This is a genomic window from Streptomyces sp. NPDC002793 (assembly GCF_040295485.1).
GTDB lineage: Bacteria > Actinomycetota > Actinomycetes > Streptomycetales > Streptomycetaceae > Streptomyces.
In genome coordinates this window covers 59,366-78,257 of sequence record NZ_JBEOVL010000022.1, presented here as the reverse complement: position 1 = coordinate 78,257, position 18,892 = coordinate 59,366, and the positions used below count along the sequence as shown (strand labels likewise).

Sequence of the window (18,892 nt, the reverse complement as noted above, 5' to 3'; positions counted from 1 at the left end):
TACTGTGCGAGCCGCCGGAGGCGCCCATGTCCACCACCGAGTCCGCCAAGCCCTCGGCGCCGCCGAAGGCCCCGCCGTTCGATCCGGGTGACCCCCTCGGCATCGACGACCTCCTCGGCCCCGAGGACCTCGCGATCCGCGACACCGTGCGCGGCTGGGCCGCCGACCGGGTGCTCCCGCACATCGCCGAGTGGTACGAGAACGGCGAGCTGCCCGGCATCCGCGAGCTGGCCCGGGAGCTGGGCTCGCTCGGCGCCCTGGGCATGTCACTCCAGGGGTACGGCTGCGCCGGGGCGAGTGCGGTCCAGTACGGGCTGGCCTGTCTGGAGCTGGAGGCCGCAGACTCCGGCATCCGCTCCCTGGTCTCCGTCCAGGGCTCCCTCGCCATGTACGCCATCCACCGCTTCGGATCCGAGGAGCAGAAGCAGCGGTGGCTCCCCGGCATGGCGGCCGGTGAGATCATCGGCTGTTTCGGCCTCACCGAACCCGACCACGGCTCGGACCCCGCCGGGATGCGGACGTATGCCGAGCGGGACGGAGGGGACTGGATCCTCACCGGCCGCAAGATGTGGATCACCAACGGGTCCGTCGCCGGGGTGGCCGTCGTATGGGCGCAGACCGACCGGGCGGGCGGCGGCTCGGGGATCCGTGGCTTCGTCGTGCCGACGGACAGCCCCGGCTTCACCGCACCCGAGATCAGGCACAAGTGGTCGCTGCGCGCCTCGGTCACCAGTGAGCTGGTCCTGGACGGCGTACGGCTGCCCGCCGACGCGGTCCTGCCCGGGGCCACCGGACTGCGCGGCCCGCTCAGCTGCCTCAGCCACGCCCGCTACGGAATCGTCTGGGGAGCCATGGGCGCCGCGCGGGCCAGCTTCGACGCGGCTCTGGACTACGCGAGGACCCGGGAGCAGTTCGGCAGGCCCATCGGCGGATTCCAGCTGACCCAGGCCAAGCTCGCGGACATGGCCCTGGAGCTCCACAAGGGCATCCTGCTCGCACACCACCTGGGCCGGCGGATGGACGCGGGCAGGATCCGCCCCGAGCAGATCAGCTTCGGAAAGCTCAACAACGTGCGTGAGGCGATCGAGATCTGCCGCACGGCGCGGACGATTCTCGGGGCCAACGGAATCTCGCTGGAGTACCCGGTGATGCGGCACGCGACGAATCTGGAGTCGGTGCTCACCTACGAGGGCACCGTGGAGATGCACCAGCTGGTGCTGGGCAAGGCGCTCACCGGGCTGGACGCCTTCCGGTAGGACGTTCCGGCGAGCGCCCTGCTCAGCTCTGGTTGAAGAAGCCGTCGGCCGGCCGGCCGACGGCTTCGCCGTTGACCACCTGGGTGTGGGCCGGGGACAGCAGGAAGACCCGGGTCGCCACGCGGTCGATCGAGCCGTGCAGGCCGAAGATCAGCCCCGCGGCGAAGTCCACGACGCGCTTGGCGTCGCCGGAGTCCATCGCGGTGAGGTTGACGATCACCGGCACACCCTCCCGGAACAGCTCACCGATGGCGCGCGCGTCCCGGAAGCTGTCCGGGGTGACGGTGGCGATCCGACGGCCCTTGTCCTCGGCCTTCTCGGAGGCGACCTGCACACGGGGGTCGGTCACCCATGGCTGATTCGTGCCGGTCTCAGCATCCTCGGAGTACTCGTCGTCGTAGTACCGCTCGTCGTTGTCCTCCACGAGGCCCAGCCAGGCGCTTGCCTTGCGCACCGATCCCATGGACGCCTCCTCTCACCGCTGTTCGTTGGTGTTCCGTATCTCTTTCCTATCCCTATGGTCGACCATGATGCGGACACAGCGCCAAGGGGATAGGCGCCGAGTAGGCGATTCGTGACGCTACTGGTGCAGAAGATGTGGCGATTCGTCAGGGTTCCTACCGCATAAGGGGGCTTGCGGAAGGAAAATATGACGCTCCCCTCCGTACGGGTGAGATGGGGGGCGTACGGGTGAACGGACCGCTCGATACGATGCACGCCGCGCGCCGGTGCACGGCGCGACTCGTCACATGAACAGCCACCGGGGGATCGTCATGTTCGGAATCGTGAGGCCGTGTACCCATCGACTGACCGAAGGGCTCAAGACGGAGTGGATGGCTCATCTCTGCGGTCTCTGTCTCGCACTCCGAGCCGACCACGGGCAGTTCGCCCGCGTCGTCACGAACTATGACGGGCTGATCGTCTCGGTCCTGACGGAGGCTCAGTCCGCGCCGTCCGCGGGTCTGCGGCGCACCGCGGGCCCCTGCCCGCTGCGCTCGATGAGGACGGCTCCGGTCGCCCGCGGCGAGGGGGCCCGGCTCGCCGCCGCCGTGTCGCTCGTGCTGGCGTCCGCGAAGGTGCGCGACCATGTGGCGGACCGGGACGGACTGTTGAGGCGACGCCCGGTGGCCGCGGCGGCACGCCGGGTCGCCGCGGGCTGGGACAGGGCCGGGGCGCGCACCGGGGCCGAGCTCGGCTTCGACACGGCGGTCCTGGTCGACGCGGTCGACCGGCAGACCGGCATCGAGTCCCTCGCCGGCCCCGGCACCCCGCTCCTGACGGTGACCGAACCGACCGAGACGGCCACGGCCGCGGCCTTCGCGCACACCGCCCTGCTCGCCGGCAAGCCGCAGAACGTGGTCCCGCTCGCCGAGGCCGGACGGCTCTTCGGGCGGCTCGCCCATCTGCTGGACGCCGTCGAGGACCGTGAGGCCGACGCCGCGTCGGGGGCCTGGAACCCGCTGACCGCGACCGGTACACCGCTCACCGAGGCCCGCCGCCTCTGTGACGACGCGCTGCACGGTGTGCGCCTGGCGATGCGGGACGCGGAGTTCACCGACGGCACGCTCGCGCACGTGCTCCTGGTCCACGAGCTGCGGCGCTCCGTCGACCGGGCCTTCGGCTCCACGTCGTGCTCGCACCAGGGGGACGGGCAGCTCTCGGGGGCCTTCGGGCCGGCGCCCGGCAATCCGTACGCGCCGACACCCGGCGGCCCTCCCGGACCGCCGCTCCCGCCCGAGCCGCCCCGCAACCGGCGCGGCCTCATAGCCGGCTGCCTCGTCTGGGCCGGCCTCGCCTGCACCTGCCAGATGTGCTGCGCCAACAGCTACAACGGCCCGTGGAGCGGGCAGGAGCACGAAGGGCTCTGCCGTAACAACAGCTGCAGTGACTGGTGCGAGGGCTGCTGCGAGTGCTGCAGCTGCTGTGACAAGTGCGGCAACTGCTGCGACGGCTGTGACTGCGGCTGCGACTGCTGACCGTCAGTCAGGCGGCCGTGTCCGCCGCCCTCACCCGATCTCGGGCGGGGAGATCCGCGACGTCCGGATCGCCGACCCGGTGGTGCCCCACTTCTTCAGGATGCGGTCGTAGGTCCCGTCGGCCTTGAGGCCGTTGACCGCGGCCTGGAAGGCGGGTGCCAGCGGGGTTCCCTTCTTGAAGGCGAAGCCGACGTCGAGCCGCTTGTACTCGTTGAGGAAGCGCAGCCCCTCCTGCTGGGTGACGGCGTAGCGCAGTCCGTTGATCGTCGACATCAGGACGTCGCTGCGGCCCTGCTGGAGCGAGATCCAGACCGCGGCCTGGTCGGCGTACGTCTTGACCTCGTACGCCTCCTCGCCGACGTCGGCGCACCGGTGCCTGTTCTCCTCCAGGGTCGCCTCGAAGGTGGTCCCCGCACCGGTGCCCACGGTCAGGCCGCAGAGCTGCGTCAGGTCGGTGACCTCCTCCAGGCCGCTGTCGTCGCGGACGGCGAACCCCTGTCCGTCGTTGATGTACGTCACGAAGTCGATGGTCCTCCGGCGTTCCTCCGTCACGCCGAAGTTGCCCGTGCCCAGGTCGTACTTGCCACTGTCGAGGGCCGGCAGGATCGCCTCGAAGGAGGCGACCTCCCGCTTCAGCTCCAGCCCGAGCGACTTGGCCACCGCGTCGGCGAAGTCGATGTCGGCGCCGGTGAGCGTCTTGCCGTCCTCCCGGTAGAACGCCCCGGGCGGAGCACCGACGGCGGTGGCGAGAGAGAGGGAGCCCGAGTCGCGCACCTTCGCGGGCAGCAGCCGCACGGCGGCGTCGTTCTTCTTCACCGACGAGACCACATCGGCCGTCGGGGTCCTTCCCTTGACCGCGGCCGGCCCGGCAGGTGCGGCCGGGTCACCCGATCCGCATGCGGTGAGCGAGAGGGCGGCCGCGGTGATCAGTGCGAAGGCAGAGGTCTGCCGGGTTCGGGGCATGACGGAGTTTCTCCGGGTTCGTCGACCGCGCTCCGGTGCCTGGGCAGCACGGAGCGTCGGGGCGGGAGATCAGCTGTACGAGGGGAGGGCCGAGCGGTGTTGTGTGCGTGAAGGAACGCGGGGAAACCGCTCGAGCGCCGACGAGGGCGCGAGCGGGAGGAACGAAAGACGCAGGGGGGTCAGCTCAACAGGAACAGGACCACACGCGACCGAAGTCGATGTGGGAGCGCGTGACCAGCCACAGCTGCGAATACATGGCCCAAGTGGAACAGGCATCCGGTTGCGCGTCAACCGAGCTGAGACGTACGGCTCACACTGTGGACAAGCTTGACAACGGACCCCGGTGGCGCTTTTGTCGGAGGCGGACCGGCGCTGAGGGGCCCGGGCCACGTTGTGTTCCGCGCTGAAGGCACGCCCCGTGTTCGATCTCTGCATCCACGGAGCCTTCGCATGTCCGCGCAGACAGAAACCCATGCCCCGTCACTTCCGGCCCCGGGCAGGCACGTCGAGGAATCCCCTCCACGCATCGTCCCCGTACGCCGGACCGGCCAGTGGGCGGCGGCCGTCGTCGTCCTGCTCCTCCTCGCCGGCGCCCTGGTCTCCGTCGTCCGCAACGACGCCTTCCAGTGGGACGTCGTCGGCGCCTACCTGACGACCGAGTCGGTGCTGCGGGGCCTCGGCCTGACCCTGTGGCTCACCGGCCTCGTCATGGTGCTCGGCTTCGCACTCGGCACCCTGCTCGCGGTGTGCAGACTCTCCGGGAACCGGGTGCTCCAGGCGGTGAGCTGGGGCTACATCTGGCTGTTCCGGTCGACACCGATCCTGGTCCAGCTGCTGTTCTGGTTCAACATCGGCGCCCTCTACCCGACGATCCTGGGCGTCGACACGGTCAATCTCCTCGGCCCGGTCGCCGTCGCCGTCATCGGTCTCACGCTCCACGAGGCCGCGTACGCCGCCGAAGTGGTGCGCGGCGGCATCCTCTCCGTCGAACGCGGACAACTGGAGGCGGCCCAGTCACTCGGCCTCCGGCCGTGGCGCAGACTGCGGCGGATCGTGCTTCCCCAGGCCATGCGCTCCATCGTCCCGCCCGCGGGCAACATGCTGATCGGGACGCTGAAGGGCACCTCGATCGTCAGCATCATCGCCGTGCAGGACCTGCTCTACTCCGTGCAGCTCGTCTACCACCGCACCTACGAGGTCATCCCCCTGCTGCTGGTCGCCACCCTCTGGTACGTGGCCGTCACCTCGCTCCTGTCCATCGGGCAGTACTACGTCGAGCGCCACTACGCCCGCGGCACGGCGGGCGCACGATGAACGCCGCACCGGTGCTCGTCGTCATCGGCGCCGGGCCGCGCGGCACCGGCGTCATCGAACGCATAGCCGCCAACGCCCGCGAGCTGTACGGGAACCGGCCCCTGGACATCCACCTCGTCGACCCCCACCCGCCGGGCGGTGGCCGGATCTGGCGGCAGGACCAGTCCCCGCTGCTCCGGATGAACTCCATGGCCGAGGACGTCACCATGTTCACCGACGACACGGTCCGGATGGACGGTCCCGTGAGCCCAGGACCCACCCTGCACACCTGGGCCGGTGACGTCCGTGACGGGCGGACCGTGATCTCCGCCGACCCCGCCGTCCTGAGGGAGATCCGCGGCCTCGGACCCCAGGACTTCCCCAGCCGACGACTGCAGAGCGCCTACCTGCGCTGGGTCCACGAGCAGGCGCTCGCCGCGCTCCCTCCCGGCATCACCGTCCACGAACACACCGGGGTCGCCCTGCGCCTCTCGGGCCCCCGCGACGGCTCGCAGCTCGTCCTGATCGAGGGGCGCGCCGAACCGCTCCTCGCCGACCTCGTCGTCCTCACCGTGGGCCACCTGGACGCCGAACCGGCGCCGGAACAGCGGGAGCTGGCAGGCTTTGCCGCCCGCCACGGCCTCGTCCACCTGCCGCCCGACTTCACCGCCGACACCGACCTGACGGCCCTTCCGGCCGGCGAACCCGTCCTCGTGCGCGGCTTCGGCCTCGCCTTCATCGACCTGATGGTGCTCCTCACCGAAGGCCGCGGCGGCCGCTACGAGAACGGGGCCTACGTCCCCTCCGGCAAGGAGCCCGTCCTGTACGTCGGGTCACGCCGAGGCGTCCCGTACCACTCCAAGATCGGCTACACCCTGCAGGGCGAACCACCGTCCCTGCCGCGCCACTTCGGCACCGCCCAGGCGGAGGAGATCCTGAACCGTCCCGGCCCCGTGGACTTCCGGCGCGACCTCTGGCCGCTGGTCACCAAGGAGCTGGGCCACGCCCACTACCAGCGGCTCTTCACCGCCCACCCCGAGCGCACCGCCATGGATCAGGCCGCCTTCGAGGAGACGTACGCCGCCACCGAGCCAGGCAGCCCCGAACTCGCCGCCCTCGTCGCCTCGGCCGTCCCCGACCCCGCCGACCGGCTCGACCTCGACGCGCTCGACCGGCCGCTCGAAGGAGTGCGTCACACCTCGTACGACGCACTGCAGGACGGGATGCGTGCCCACATCACGGCCGACCTCGACCGGCGGCACGACCCCCGGCACAGCCCCGACCTCGCCGTGTTCCTCGGACTCCTCTCCGTCTACGGGCAGTTGACCAGCTTCGGCGACATAGGTGAACGGTGGCACAGCTTCTTCAGCTACCTCGCCTCCGGACCGCCCGGCCCCAGGCTGCGCCAGCTCCTCGCCCTCTCACGGGCCGGGGTCGTCCGCTTCCTCGGCGCCGGCATGACCGTCGAGACCGACGAGGCACAGGGCGTCTTCCGCGCCCGCAGCACCACCGTGCCCGGCGCCCACACCGAGGCCCGCGCCCTGGTCGAGGCCCGGCTGCCCGACCCGTCGCTCCGCGCGACCCGCAGCAGCCTGCTGCGCGGACTCCACCAGGACGGCGCGGCCGGCACCGACACCGGGCTCCTCTCCGTCGACCCCGCCGACAGCCGGATCCTGGACCGCGACGGCCGCCCCCACCCGCGCCGCTTCGCCCTCGGCCCCTACACCACCGCGCGCTCCAGCGGTGCCTTCACCCGGCCGCGCACCGGCGGCCCGGCCTTCCGGCAGAACGACGCCACCGCCCGCGCGGCGCTCGCGTTCCTGCGCGACCTCTCCTGTCGGGTCCGCCGCACCGCCTGAGCACGGCCCCTCCACCTCTCCTGTCGCAGAAGGAAACTCCTTCATGTCGCTGACCAGCGATCCACCCGTCCATCCACAGGCCCCGCCCGCCACCGCCGGGCAACCGCCGGCCGCCGACGCGTACGCCGCTCTGAAAATCGTCCCCGTACGCCACCCCTGGCGCTGGGTGGCCGTCGCCGCCACGACCGTGCTGCTCGCCCAGTTCCTGCACGGCCTGATCACCAATCCCGGCTGGGAATGGGACGTCTTCGCCCGCTTCGTCACCACCGAGACGATTTTGCGAGCCGTCTGGGTGACCCTGCAGCTGACCTTCTACGGCACGGTCATCGGCTTCGCACTCGGCATCGCACTGGCCGTCATGCGGCTGTCCGCCAGCCCGTTCCTCAGGGCGGTCTCGTACGCGTACGTCTGGGCGTTCCGCTCCATCCCGCTCATCGTCCAGCTGCTGTTCTGGTTCAACCTGGCCTACCTCTACGAGGAGATACGGTTCGGCATCCCGTTCGGACCCGGATTCGTCTCCTTCGACACGATGAACCTCGTCGGCGCGATGAGCGCCGCCGTCCTCGGACTCGCCCTGCACCAGGCGGCGTACGCCGCGGAGATCGTCCGGGGCGGTGTACTGGCCGTGGACAGCGGCCAGCTGGAAGCGGCGGCCGCGCTCGGGATCCCACGGTTGAGGCAGCTGCGGCGCATCGTGCTGCCCCAGGCGATGCGCTCGATCCTGCCGAACGCCGCCAACGAGATCATCTCCCTCTTCAAAGGCACCTCGATCGTCTCCGTGATGGCGATCGGCGAACTCTTCTACCAGGTCCAGGTCGTCTACGGACGCAACGGCCGGGTGGTGCCCCTGCTCATGGTCGCCACCGTCTGGTACATCCTCCTCACCACCGTGCTCTCCGTCCTCCAGCACTACGTCGAACGTCACTACGCCAAGGGGGCCGTGCGATGAGCGCACCCACGGAAGAAGTCACCGGCTCCGACGCCATGGTCGAGATCCGGTCCGTCCACAAGAGCTTCGGCTCGCTCGAAGTGCTCCGCGGCATCGATCTGGCCGTACGCGCCGGAGAGGTCACCGTCGTCCTCGGCCCCTCCGGGTCGGGGAAATCGACCCTGCTGCGCACCATCAACCACCTGGAGAAGGTCGACCGGGGCTGGATCAGCGTCGACGGCACCCTGGTCGGCTACCGCAGGGCCGGCGACAAGCTGTACGAACTGCGCGAGCGTGAGGTCCTGCGCCAGCGCACCCGGATCGGCTTCGTCTTCCAGAACTTCAACCTCTTCCCGCACCTCACCGTCCTCGAGAACGTCATCGAGGCCCCGGTCGCCGCCCTCGGGCGCCCCCGCAAGGACGCCGTCGCCGCGGCCGGGAAACTTCTGGCCCGGGTCGGGCTCGCCGACAAGGCCGGGGCCTACCCCAAGCAGCTCTCCGGAGGCCAGCAGCAGCGCGTCGCCATCGCCCGCGCCCTCGCCCTGGAACCGAAACTGCTGCTCTTCGACGAGCCGACCTCGGCGCTCGACCCCGAGCTCGTCGGTGAGGTGCTCGACGTCATCAAGGACCTGGCGCACGGGGGCACCACGATGATCGTCGTCACGCACGAGATCGGCTTCGCCCGCGAGGTCGCCGACACCGTCGTCTTCATGGACGAGGGGCGGATCGTCGAGCAGGGCCCGCCCGCCGACGTACTCGACCACCCGGTCCAGGAACGCACCCGCGCCTTCCTCTCCAAGGTCCTCTGAACCATGCCGCAGTCAAGGAGCAGCCACGTGTCCGTCCGCCGCACCCTCACCGCCGCCCTCGCCGCACTCACCGCCGCCGGGCTGCTCACCGCGTGCGGCGGCAGCGACGCGGCCGAGGACGTGATCCGCCCGAAGGGCGAGAAGGACACCGGCGTCAACATCGGCCCCGACCAGAACCGGATCAGGGGCGAGAAGGTGGACGCCATAGCCGCCCGGGTGCCCGCCGCCGTCCGCGAACGCGGCACCCTCCGGCTGGGCGCGAGCGCCGACGCCTCGCCACCGCTCGGCTTCTACGCGACCGACGACAGGACCCGGATCGGGAGCGAGATCGACCTCGCGACCCTGATCGCCGACACGCTGGGCCTGGAGCCGGAGTTCGAGGAGGTCTCCTGGGAGAACCTCTTCGTCGGGCTGGACAGCTCCAAGTTCGACGGGGTCCTCTCCAACGTCACGGTGACGGAGGAGCGCAAGAAGAAGTACGACTTCGCGACGTACCGGCTCGACAACATCGCCTTCGAGGCCAGGAAGGGAAGCGGCTGGAAGGTGAAGGGCCCGGCGGACGTGGCGGGAAAGAAGATCTCCGTTGCCTCCGGAACCAACCAGGAGAAGATCCTCGTCGACTGGAACGAGGTGAACGTGGAGGCCGGGCGGAAGCCGGTGGATATCACGTACTTCCAGAAGGACACGGACTACTACCTGGCCCTCCAGTCGGGCCGCATCGACGCCTACCTCGGCCCGAGCCCCTCGGCCCACTACCACGTGGCCTCGGCCGGACAGTCCGAGATCATCGGGACGCTCTCCGGCGGAGGTGACGGCATCCAGGGAAAGATCGCCGCCACCACGAAGAAGGGCAGCGGTCTGGCCGAGGCGTACGGAGCGGCGATCGACCACATCATCCAGGACGGCTCCTACGCCGAGGTGCTGGAGCGCTGGGGCCTGTCCGACGAGGCCGTCGAGAAGTCGGAGCTCAACCCGCCCGGCCTCCCCAAGACCGAGAACTGACCCGAGAGGTCCCGCATGTCCGCCACCAGGCCACTCCACATCGCCGCCGAGATCGGCGGCCCGCCACGCTACGACGCCCGCTCCCACGTCGAGCTCGCCCGCCTCGCCGAAAAGGGCGCACTCGACTTCGTCACCCTGCACGACTCCTTCGCCCGCCCCGGCCCCGACGCGCTCGCCGTACTGGCCCGCGTGGCCCCGGCCACCACCAGGATCGGCCTCGTGCCGACCGTCACCACGACCCACACCGAGCCCTTCCACGTCTCGTCCGCCGTCGCCACCCTCGACTGGGTCAGCAAGGGCCGGGCCGGCTGGCACGCCGACGTGTCGACGACCGAGACCGAGGCCCGGCTGTTCGGCCGGCGCCCCGCCGCACCCGCCACCGCGCTGTGGCAGGAGGCCGGGGAGGTCGCCGACGCCGGGGCACGGCTGTGGGACAGCTGGGAGGACGACGCGGAGATCCGGGACGTCGCCACCGGCCGTTTCATCGACCGCGACAAACTGCACTACGTCGACTTCCGGGGCAGCACCTTCTCGGTCCGTGGCCCGGCCATCGTGCCCCGCCCGCCGCAGGGCCGGCCCGTCACCGTCATCGACGGGACGAGCGGCCCGGCCCGGGAGGCCGCCGCGCGGCACGCCGACATCGTCTACGTACGGGCCACCTCACCCGGGCAGGCGGCCTCGCTCCGCGAGGACGTGCGCCGGGGTGCGGCTGCCCACGGACGGGACCCCGACAGCCTGCGGGTCCTGGCCGCCCTCACCGTCGACCTCGGCGACGCCGAGACGGCACCCGAACCCGGGCTGGTGAGCGGCCCGCAGCTCGCGGCGCGGGGGACCTACTTCCGGGGCGGCCCGGTGGACCTCGCCGAGCTCATCACCCAGTGGCACCGGAGCGGAGCGGTGGACGGCTTCCACCTCAGGCCCCTCACACCCGAGCGCGACCTCGAAAGGATCGTCAACGGAACCGTGGCCCTGCTCCAGCACCGCAGCCTCTTCCGCACCTTCTACCCGGGCGGCACACTCCGCGAGCACCTGGGCCTGGTCCGGCCGGCCAACCGTCACACGCTCGCGAGGACCGCCTCGGAAGGGACGTCATGAAGCAGATGCACCTCGCCGCCCACTTCCCGGGCGTCAACAGCACCACCGTGTGGACCGACCCCCGCTCCCGGAGCCAGATCGACTTCTCCTCCTTCGAGCACCTGGCCAGGACCGCCGAGCGCGGGAAGTTCGACTTCTTCTTCCTCGCGGAAGGGCTGCGGCTGCGCGAGCACAACGGCCGCATCCATGACCTGGACGTGGTGGGCCGCCCCGAATCCCTCACCGTCCTGAACGCCCTGGCCGCCGTCACCGAACGTCTCGGGCTCGCCGCCACGGTCAACGCCACCTTCAACGAGCCCTACGAACTCGCCCGCCGCCTCGCCACGCTCGACCACCTCAGCGCGGGCCGGGCCGCATGGAACGTGGTGACCTCGTCCGACGCCTTCACCGGCGAGAACTTCCGCCGGGGCGGCTACCTGGACCGGGCCGACCGGTACACCCGCGCCGCCGAATTCGTCTCCACTGCCAGGGAACTGTGGGACTCCTGGACGCCGGACGGCACCTCGCGTCCGTTCGCCCACTCCGGGCAGCACTTCGACATCACCGGGGAGTTCACCGTCCCCCGCTCACCCCAGGGGCACCCCGTCGTCATCCAGGCCGGGGACTCCGACGCGGGCCGGGAATTCGCCGCGTCCGCCGCCGACGTCATCTTCACCCGGCACGGCACCCTGGAGGCCGGACGGACCTTCTACGCCGACGTCAAGGCACGGCTGGCGAAGTACGGCAGGGAACCGGCCGACCTGAAGATCATGCCCGGGGTCACCGTCGTCGTCGGGGACACCGACGCGGAGGCCCAGCAGAGGGCCGCCGAGATCCGCGGGCAGCAGGTCTCCCCGCAGAACGCGATCCTCGCCCTGGAACAGGTCTGGGGCCGCGACCTCTCCTCGTACGACCCCGACGGGCCCCTCCCCGACATCGACCCGGACCCCGAATCGGACCTGGTCCAGGGAAGGGTGCGGGTGGCGGACCCGCTCGCCGTCGCAGCGAGGTGGCGGGAGCTGTCGGAGGCCAAGGGGCTGTCCATCCGCCGGACGGTCATCGAGTCCACGGCCCGGCAGTCCTTCATCGGTTCGCCGGAGACGGTCGCCGCCGGGCTGGAGGAGTTCGTCACCACCGACGCGGCCGACGGCTTCATCCTCGTACCGCATCTCACCCCGGGCGGTCTCGACGACTTCGTCGACCGGGTCGTCCCGCTCCTCCAGGAACGCGGGGCCTTCCGTTCCGAATACACCGGCTCCACGCTGAGGTCGCACCTCGGCCTGGCCGAGCCGGTGTGGAAAGGTTGACCGCATGAGCACGGACGCACAGCAGGACAGCGAGGAGTTCCACGCCTGGCAGCGCTGGCACGAGGGGCGCATCGTCGCCGTGGCCGCGCCGCACGGCCCGCTCTCCCTCACCGGCACCCACTGGCTCGCCGACCATCCGGAGCAACGAATTCCGGCCGTGCCCGGACTGTGGCGCGAGGAGGACGACGGGGTCGTGCTCACCGCCGGCCCCGAGGACGGACTGACCGTCGACGCGAAGCCGTTCTCCGGCGAGGTCCGCCTCGGCGCGGACCGGGGCCCCGTCGACGCCTCCCGGGTGGCGCAGGGGGAGCGCCGACTGGTCGTGCTGAGCCGCGAAGGCCTCTGGGCGGTACGGGACTTCGACCCGGGGTCACCGGCCCGCCACGCCTTCCGCACCATCGACGCCGCCCCGTACGACCCGAAGTGGTCGCTGGACGGCACCTTCCGGCCGTACGGGTCCGACCGGACCGTCCGCGTCGGCAACGCCGACGGACGCGAGCGGGGGCTGGGACTCTCGGGCGAGATCGCCTTCACCCTGGACGGCGCCGAGCACACCCTCCAGGTGGCGGTCGAACCCGACGGCTCGCTCTGGGCCGTCTTCGCCGACGCCACCAGCGGGAACAGCAGCTACCGCTTCCGCTTCCTGCGGCCCCCGGCACCCGACGGGGACGGCAGGGTACGGATCGACTTCAACCGCACCCTGCTGCCGCCGTGCGCGTTCGCCGACCACTTCATCTGTCCCTTCCCGCCCCCGGGCAACACCCTCACGGTGGCCGTCCCGGCGGGGGAGCGGAACCGCGTCGACGGCTGAACCGTCCCGGGCGGAACACGGCGGACCGGCACACCCGCCCCAGCGGCTACAGGGCTGCCGGGGCCGGTGTGGCCGCACGCCGGCATGGCTGGAAAGGCGCCCTTGCATGGCACATTGACGCCCCTTGATACTCCCGAGCAGCGCTCGTCAAAAGCGTGGTGTGTCCTGATTCGAACACGTTTCGGGACGCGTCCGCGCCCCATGACGGCGCCTCACGGGCCCGGCCACCCCACAGGCGGGCCCTCGGCTCCCCTCGGGAGGAATGACAAGTGAGGATCAAGCGCATCACCCCCCGCAGCGGCGGAGCCGCGAGACGAAACCGGATCACGGCCGTCTTCGCGGGCCTCGTCGCCGTCGCCGCCCTCGCCGTCCCCACAGCCGACGCCGATCAGGCCGGTACGTCCGGTACGTACAGTGCCGACCAGCTCAGCGCGGCAGGAGAGGCCGTGCTGCGGGCCGACGTCGCCGGCAGCGCCTGGAACGTCGACCCGGCGACCGGCCGGCTGCTCGTCACCGTGGACAGCACCGTCTCGCAGACGGAGATCGACACGATCAAGGCTGCCGCCGGGGCCGACGCGGGCGCCCTGCGCATCGAGCGCACTCCCGGAAAGCTGACCAAGCTGATCTCGGGCGGCGACGCCGTCTACGCGTCGAGCTGGCGCTGTTCCCTCGGGTTCAACGTCCGCAGCGGCAGCACCTACTACTTCCTGACGGCCGGACACTGCACCGAAGGTGCCGACACCTGGTGGGCCGACCCGGCCCGCACCACGGTCCTCGGCACCACCGAGGGATCCAGCTTCCCGGTCGACGACTACGGCATCGTCCGCTACACCAACGACTCGGTCACCAAGTCCGGCACCGTCGGCAGTCAGGACATCACCAGCGCGGCCGACGCCACGGTCGGCATGCGCGTCACCCGGCGGGGCTCCACCACCGGAATCCACAGCGGCTTCGTCACCGGCCTCGACGCCAGCGTCAACTACGGCGGTGGTGACATCGTCCACGGCCTGATCCGCACCAACGTGTGCGCCGAACCCGGCGACTCCGGCGGCCCCCTCCACGCGGGCCCCCGGGCGATCGGTCTCACCTCGGGTGGCAGCGGCAACTGCTCCTCGGGCGGGACGACGTTCTTCCAGCCCGTCACCGAAGCGCTGAGCGCGTACGGGGTCAACGTGTACTGACCCCGTCGGGCACCGCCGCACTCCAGTGAGCCCCCGTCGAACCCCGGTGGGGGCTCCCGTTCGGACCGCGGCTTTTGAGAGGATGTCAGGACGGTGGGTCGCAGAGGCAGGCACCAGGGGGTTCCAGGTCCGTGAAACGCATCGGAGTGACCGGTCACCGTTCCATTCCCCAGGAGCTGCACGCCCATGTGCTCGAAGGGCTGAGGTCGGCGCTGTGCGGACATGAGGGCTCCCTGGAGGTGCTCTCCAGCCTGGCGGTCGGCGCGGACCAGCTCTTCGCCGACCTGGCGCTGGCCCATGGCGCGGAGCTGACCGCGGTCATCCCCAGCGGGGACTACGAGGCCGGCTTCGCCGACGAGGCGGAGCTGGAGCGCTACCACGCGCTCAAGGCCCGGGCCGCCCGTGAGATCCGGCTGGACTTCCCGCACTCCACCGACGAGGCCTACTACGCGGCGGGCGCCTACATCGCCGACCACTGCGACCGGCTGCTCGCGGTCTGGGACGGCCGTCCCGCACGGGGCCTCGGAGGCACCGGCGACATCGTGACCTACGCCCGTAGCCTCGGACGGCCGGTCACCGTCATCTGGCGCGACGGTGTGGAGCGTGCCTGAGCCGAGGGCGCGGCCTCACATCCGGTGCCGGACCAGCCAGTCGGTGTGCTCGGGGGAGACGATCCGCTCGGTCTCGAAGACGGCGGCGGCCCACTGCCGCTCGGTGAGGGTGGTCTCCATCGCGGCCTGCATGCTCTCCAGGTCCTCCTCGACCAGGGAGTGAGCGGTCACCAGCGGGTGATGACGGCGCATCTCGTTCCAGGCGAGGCAGGCGGCAGCGGCGGCGGAGAACGTCCCGGTGAGCGCGAACGACCCCGCGCCGCCGAAGGTCTGCAGCACGGCGAGGACCAGCGCCGGAAGGGTCAGCGCGGCAATGGTGCTCGACCACACGAGCGCCCCCCGCCGCGACACCAGCCGGCGCCTGCGGTACCAGCGCCGCTGCTCGATCAACCGGTCCCGGACGTACGTCTCCTTGCGTACGGTGAAGGCCTTGTCCCGTAACTCCCGCATGGACGCGGTGATGAGACCGCCGCCCGAGTCCGCCATCTCCTCCCTCGGATCGTTCCACCCGACCTTCCGCAGCTCCTGGAGCCCTTCCTCCAGACGGCTGGCGAACACCGCCTCGGGGTGCTGGACGGCCGAGTCGAAGGGTGAACCGTGGACCGCGTAGCGCCAGCAGTTGGACTTGATGAACTCCGCTGCGGAGCGGTTGAGTTGCCAATGCGACTTTGCTTTCCGCCGAGATCCGGCGTAGGTCGTGATCAGGACACCGAGATAGGCCAACACCGCGATACCATCGAGGAGTTGGATGCCGTCGCCGACCTCGGCGCGCCAGGGCAGGGCGGCCGGCACGGTGCCCAGCACGAGCAGGACCAGCTGGCCGCGGGTGGTGTTGACCGCCTCGCGCTGGCGGGCGACGGCGACGGCGTCGGTGTGGTGGAAGAGTGCGGGCAGATCAGCGCTCCTGAAGACCATGCTCTGCAGTGGTCCGGGAATCGCCGTCATGATCACTCCTGTAATCGATGTAGTGGTCACCCCGGTCCTGCTCGAATGGGCTCCGGGCCATTTGGCGTAGCGCCGCAAATCGCTCGGGTCACTGTGGTACGAGTCGAGTTGCACGCCGGGGCCATGAGAGTAAAGTCGTCCCGCCGGACACTGCAATGGTGCAGGTGCCGGTGCTGTTTCCGTGTCCGGAACGAGCCCATCAAGGACGGCCGTGAAGACCTACGAATCCACTCCGAACTTCGCCGTCGCGAAGCGTCGTGTGCCGCTTGCGAAGATCGAGGTATCAGGTAGTGCAGCAGCCAGGAAGATGGGCCGGGTGCTCGCGACTGCAGGCGGCCGCCCGACACAGATCTCCACATTCAACTCCGCGCTGTAAGGACAGCGGGGACGGTGGCGCCGTAAAGCGTTAAAAACTCCACCCGTTCGGCCGATAGGCTGCTGTAGCCGACGGTCGGATTCCTGACGCCCCTGGACTAGAGTGGTGGAATGACAGGCCCCGCGGTACCGTTCCGCGAAATCGTGCTGAAGGTTCATAGCAGGTGCGACCTAGCCTGCGATCATTGCTATGTCTATGAACATGCTGATCAGAGCTGGAGATCCCGGCCCAAGACGGTTTCTGATCATGTCATCTCACAAACGGCACAGCGCCTCGCTGAGCACGCAAAGACACATGCACTGCCCTCCGTGACAGTGATCCTGCACGGAGGGGAGCCTCTGCTGGCGGGCCCGCACCGACTGCGGCGCGTCTGCGAGGAGTTCGGTTCCGCCCTTTCCGGTGTCGCCGGCCTCGACCTTCGGATCCACACCAACGGACTTCAGCTCAGCCCCCGGTATCTGGACCTCTTCGACGAGTTCGACGTCAAGGTGGGTATCTCCCTGGACGGCGACCGTGCGGCCAACGACCGGCACCGGCGCTACGCCGACGGGCGCAGCAGCCATCCCCTCGTTCTGAAGGCGGTCGAGCTGCTCCGGCAGGACCGCTACCGCCACCTCGATCTCGGACTCCTGTGCACCGTCGACATCGAGAACGATCCGCACGCGGTGCTGGACGCCCTCGTCGCGCTCGACCCCCCACTCATCGACTTCCTCCTCCCGCACGCGACATGGGACGCCCCGCCGCCCCGACCCGACGGTTCGCCCACGGCCTACGCCGAGTGGCTCCTCGCGGTATTCGACCGCTGGCAGGAGGAGGGCAGCCCGGTACCGGTGCGCCTGTTCTCCTCGGTGCTCTCCACGCTGAGCGGCGGCCCCAGCCTCACCGAGTCCCTCGGGCTGGCCCCCACGGACCTGGTGGTCGTCGAGACGGACGGGCAGCTGGAGCAGGTCGACTCCCTCAAGAGCGCCTATGAAGGAGCCGCGGCAACCGGATTCGACGTGTTCTCCCATTCGTTCGACGACGTCGCCGGCCACCCCGGAGTCCGGGCCCGGCAACTCGGCCTGGCGGGTGTCAGTCAGACGTGCCACAGCTGCCCCGTCGTACGGTCGTGCGGCGGCGGGCTCTACACCCACCGGTACCGGTCGGCGAACGACTTCGACAATCCCTCCGTCTACTGCGCCGACCTGGATGCGCTGGTACGGGGGATCGAAGCGCGTACACACGCTGTCACCGTGGCCCCGGCTCTGGCCGACAGTGAGGAACTGGCCATCGAGCAGCATGACCTGACCCGTACGCTTCTCGCAGGTCTCCATGACGCACTGGACGGCCGCGGCGGCGCCCGGTGGGACGAGGCGTGGACGCTCGCGGGCACTCTGGAGTCCTCCGACGAGGGCGCGGCCGCGCTCGACCGGGTCCTCGCGCACGCGTATACGAGGACCTGGCTGCTGGATGTTCTGGAAGGTCTGCACGCCGAACGGCCCGAGGCCGTGGGCCAGGCGCTGCGCCTCCCGTCGTACGCCGCGGCTGCCGCAGTGCGGTCCGGCCTCGACCTGGAGGTGTCCGCGGACTACCGGGACGGCAGGCTGTTCCTCCCCACACTCGGCGAGCTGCGGATCGCTGGGCCGGGCGAGGCGGGCAGGGTACGGGTCCGCGCCGTCGGCGAGGGGTTCTCGGTCCGGCGGGAGGGCGGCGGTGAACGGATCATCACGAGGGGCTCAGACAGCCCGGACTGGCTTCCGGTGCGGCATTACACCGTGGGCGGTAGGCTCCCGTTCGCCCTCGAGGACCTGGATCCGTACCGAGACTGCTACGAGGCTCCGGCCGCGCCACGCCTGGGCCATGCGGCGGCAGAGGCGTGGGCCGAGGCCGTCGGCAGGGCGTGGGAACAGCTGGAGGCGGCCGCGCCCCGGCAGGTCTCGGAGGCGGGGGAGTGGCTCACCATGCTGACCCCGCTCGTGGCCGGCGACAACACCAAGCGCCCGCACGGTTACGGGGCCGTCGGAGTCACGATGACCGGGGACACCTGGGCGCTCGCCGTCGCGCTGATGCGAGGCCTGCGGAGATCGGGCCTGCGGGCTCTCCTGGATGTCACGGATCTCTACGCGCTGGACGGGGCCTGGGAGTACTCGCCGCCCTGGAAGCGGAACGCCAGGATTCCGTTCTCCCGGCTACTGGCCGACACATACGAACGCGTGGGACTTTCTCTCCTGGTACCGGCATTCATGGACGGCGTGCCCGAGGCCCTCGACATGATGGACGGGGCGGCCGAACCCACTGTCGGAGGAAAGCAGCTGCTGAGGTCGCTCCGGGACGAGGTCGGAGGTGTGCATGGGACAAGTGGGATGAAGAGCCGCATGAAAGTCATGGAGCAGGAACCTGCCGATGAATTCTGGGTAGGGATGACTGAAAAGCGGCGTTGAATGACCGAACGCCATGGGGGTGGAGCACAGTCCGCTCCGGAATGATGAATTCGCTCGCACCCTCACCACTGTCCTGGGATG

General features: G+C 70.3%; 17 protein-coding genes. 14 read left to right on the top strand and 3 right to left on the bottom strand.

Going from position 1 to position 18,892, the window contains the following annotated elements:
- The first annotated feature begins 26 nt into the window (after nucleotides 1-26).
- Complete coding sequence (locus tag ABT001_RS21965) at nucleotides 27-1,256, top strand: acyl-CoA dehydrogenase family protein (RefSeq protein WP_351280018.1); 1,230 nt, start codon at nucleotides 27-29, stop codon at nucleotides 1,254-1,256.
- Nucleotides 1,257-1,278: 22 nt separating this feature from the next.
- On the opposite strand, the gene ABT001_RS21960 is transcribed toward ABT001_RS21965, so the two are convergent.
- Entirely contained in the window at nucleotides 1,279-1,719 is a 441-nt protein-coding gene (locus tag ABT001_RS21960; RefSeq protein ID WP_351280015.1) for a cell division protein SepF, read from the bottom strand.
- 310 nt (nucleotides 1,720-2,029) lie between these two features.
- Here ABT001_RS21960 and ABT001_RS21955 point away from each other — a divergent pair, with 310 nt between their 5' ends.
- Nucleotides 2,030-3,232, top strand: a complete 1,203-nt coding sequence (locus ABT001_RS21955; RefSeq protein WP_351280151.1) for a DUF5685 family protein — start codon at nucleotides 2,030-2,032, stop codon at nucleotides 3,230-3,232.
- A gap of 30 nt (nucleotides 3,233-3,262) precedes the next feature.
- Here the strand turns inward: ABT001_RS21955 and ABT001_RS21950 are convergent, their stop codons facing one another.
- Entirely contained in the window at nucleotides 3,263-4,195 is a 933-nt protein-coding gene (locus ABT001_RS21950) for an ABC transporter substrate-binding protein (RefSeq protein ID WP_351280013.1), read from the bottom strand.
- Between the two features lie 450 nt (nucleotides 4,196-4,645).
- Between ABT001_RS21950 and ABT001_RS21945 the strand changes: the two genes are divergently transcribed.
- The 10 genes from ABT001_RS21945 (at nucleotide 4,646) to ABT001_RS21900 (ending at nucleotide 15,070) form a co-directional block, all read left to right on the top strand.
- A complete protein-coding gene (locus ABT001_RS21945; protein WP_351280010.1) occupies nucleotides 4,646-5,509 on the top strand; it encodes an amino acid ABC transporter permease in 864 nt (287 codons plus the stop codon).
- Nucleotides 5,506-7,347 carry an FAD/NAD(P)-binding protein gene (locus ABT001_RS21940; protein WP_351280008.1) on the top strand — a complete coding sequence of 614 codons (1,842 nt, stop codon included), beginning with the start codon at nucleotides 5,506-5,508 and terminating at the stop codon, nucleotides 7,345-7,347. Before ABT001_RS21945 ends, ABT001_RS21940 begins: the two co-directional genes overlap by 4 nt.
- Before the next feature lie 43 nt (nucleotides 7,348-7,390).
- Nucleotides 7,391-8,296: an amino acid ABC transporter permease gene (locus ABT001_RS21935; protein WP_351280006.1), complete on the top strand. Its 906-nt coding sequence runs from the start codon at nucleotides 7,391-7,393 to the stop codon at nucleotides 8,294-8,296.
- Nucleotides 8,297-8,331: 35 nt separating this feature from the next.
- Entirely contained in the window at nucleotides 8,332-9,084 is a 753-nt protein-coding gene (locus ABT001_RS21930; protein ID WP_351280149.1) for an amino acid ABC transporter ATP-binding protein, read from the top strand.
- A gap of 27 nt (nucleotides 9,085-9,111) precedes the next feature.
- A complete protein-coding gene (locus ABT001_RS21925; protein ID WP_351280004.1) occupies nucleotides 9,112-10,086 on the top strand; it encodes an ABC transporter substrate-binding protein in 975 nt (324 codons plus the stop codon).
- 15 nt (nucleotides 10,087-10,101) lie between these two features.
- Nucleotides 10,102-11,181: an LLM class flavin-dependent oxidoreductase gene (locus ABT001_RS21920; RefSeq protein WP_351280002.1), complete on the top strand. Its 1,080-nt coding sequence runs from the start codon at nucleotides 10,102-10,104 to the stop codon at nucleotides 11,179-11,181.
- The gene (locus ABT001_RS21915) at nucleotides 11,178-12,467 is read left to right on the top strand and encodes an NtaA/DmoA family FMN-dependent monooxygenase (RefSeq protein WP_351279999.1); all 1,290 of its coding nucleotides are present in this window, start codon (nucleotides 11,178-11,180) and stop codon (nucleotides 12,465-12,467) included. The genes ABT001_RS21920 and ABT001_RS21915 overlap by 4 nt, the downstream gene beginning before the upstream one ends.
- Nucleotides 12,468-12,471: 4 nt before the next feature.
- The gene (locus ABT001_RS21910; RefSeq protein WP_351279996.1) at nucleotides 12,472-13,278 is read left to right on the top strand and encodes a DUF1684 domain-containing protein; all 807 of its coding nucleotides are present in this window, start codon (nucleotides 12,472-12,474) and stop codon (nucleotides 13,276-13,278) included.
- Nucleotides 13,279-13,547: 269 nt separating this feature from the next.
- On the top strand, nucleotides 13,548-14,459 hold the full coding sequence (locus ABT001_RS21905) for a S1 family peptidase (RefSeq protein ID WP_351279993.1): 912 nt from the start codon (nucleotides 13,548-13,550) through the stop codon (nucleotides 14,457-14,459).
- Between the two features lie 131 nt (nucleotides 14,460-14,590).
- Nucleotides 14,591-15,070, top strand: a complete 480-nt coding sequence (locus ABT001_RS21900; protein WP_351279990.1) for a hypothetical protein — start codon at nucleotides 14,591-14,593, stop codon at nucleotides 15,068-15,070.
- Between the two features lie 15 nt (nucleotides 15,071-15,085).
- Here ABT001_RS21900 and ABT001_RS21895 read toward each other — a convergent pair whose 3' ends face one another.
- Nucleotides 15,086-16,015, bottom strand: coding sequence for a DUF4231 domain-containing protein (locus ABT001_RS21895; protein WP_351279988.1), 930 nt, complete (start codon nucleotides 16,013-16,015; stop codon nucleotides 15,086-15,088).
- Nucleotides 16,016-16,226: 211 nt separating this feature from the next.
- On the opposite strand from ABT001_RS21895, the gene fxsA reads away from it, so the two are divergent.
- Nucleotides 16,227-16,391 (top strand): FxSxx-COOH cyclophane-containing RiPP peptide, encoded by a 165-nt coding sequence (fxsA, locus tag ABT001_RS21890; RefSeq protein WP_351279986.1) that lies wholly within the window; start codon nucleotides 16,227-16,229, stop codon nucleotides 16,389-16,391.
- A 110-nt stretch (nucleotides 16,392-16,501) separates the two neighbouring features.
- Nucleotides 16,502-18,811: a radical SAM/SPASM protein FxsBH, inactivated beta-hydroxylase extension form gene (gene fxsBH, locus ABT001_RS21885; RefSeq protein ID WP_351279983.1), complete on the top strand. Its 2,310-nt coding sequence runs from the start codon at nucleotides 16,502-16,504 to the stop codon at nucleotides 18,809-18,811.
- Nucleotides 18,812-18,892: the final 81 nt, after the last annotated feature.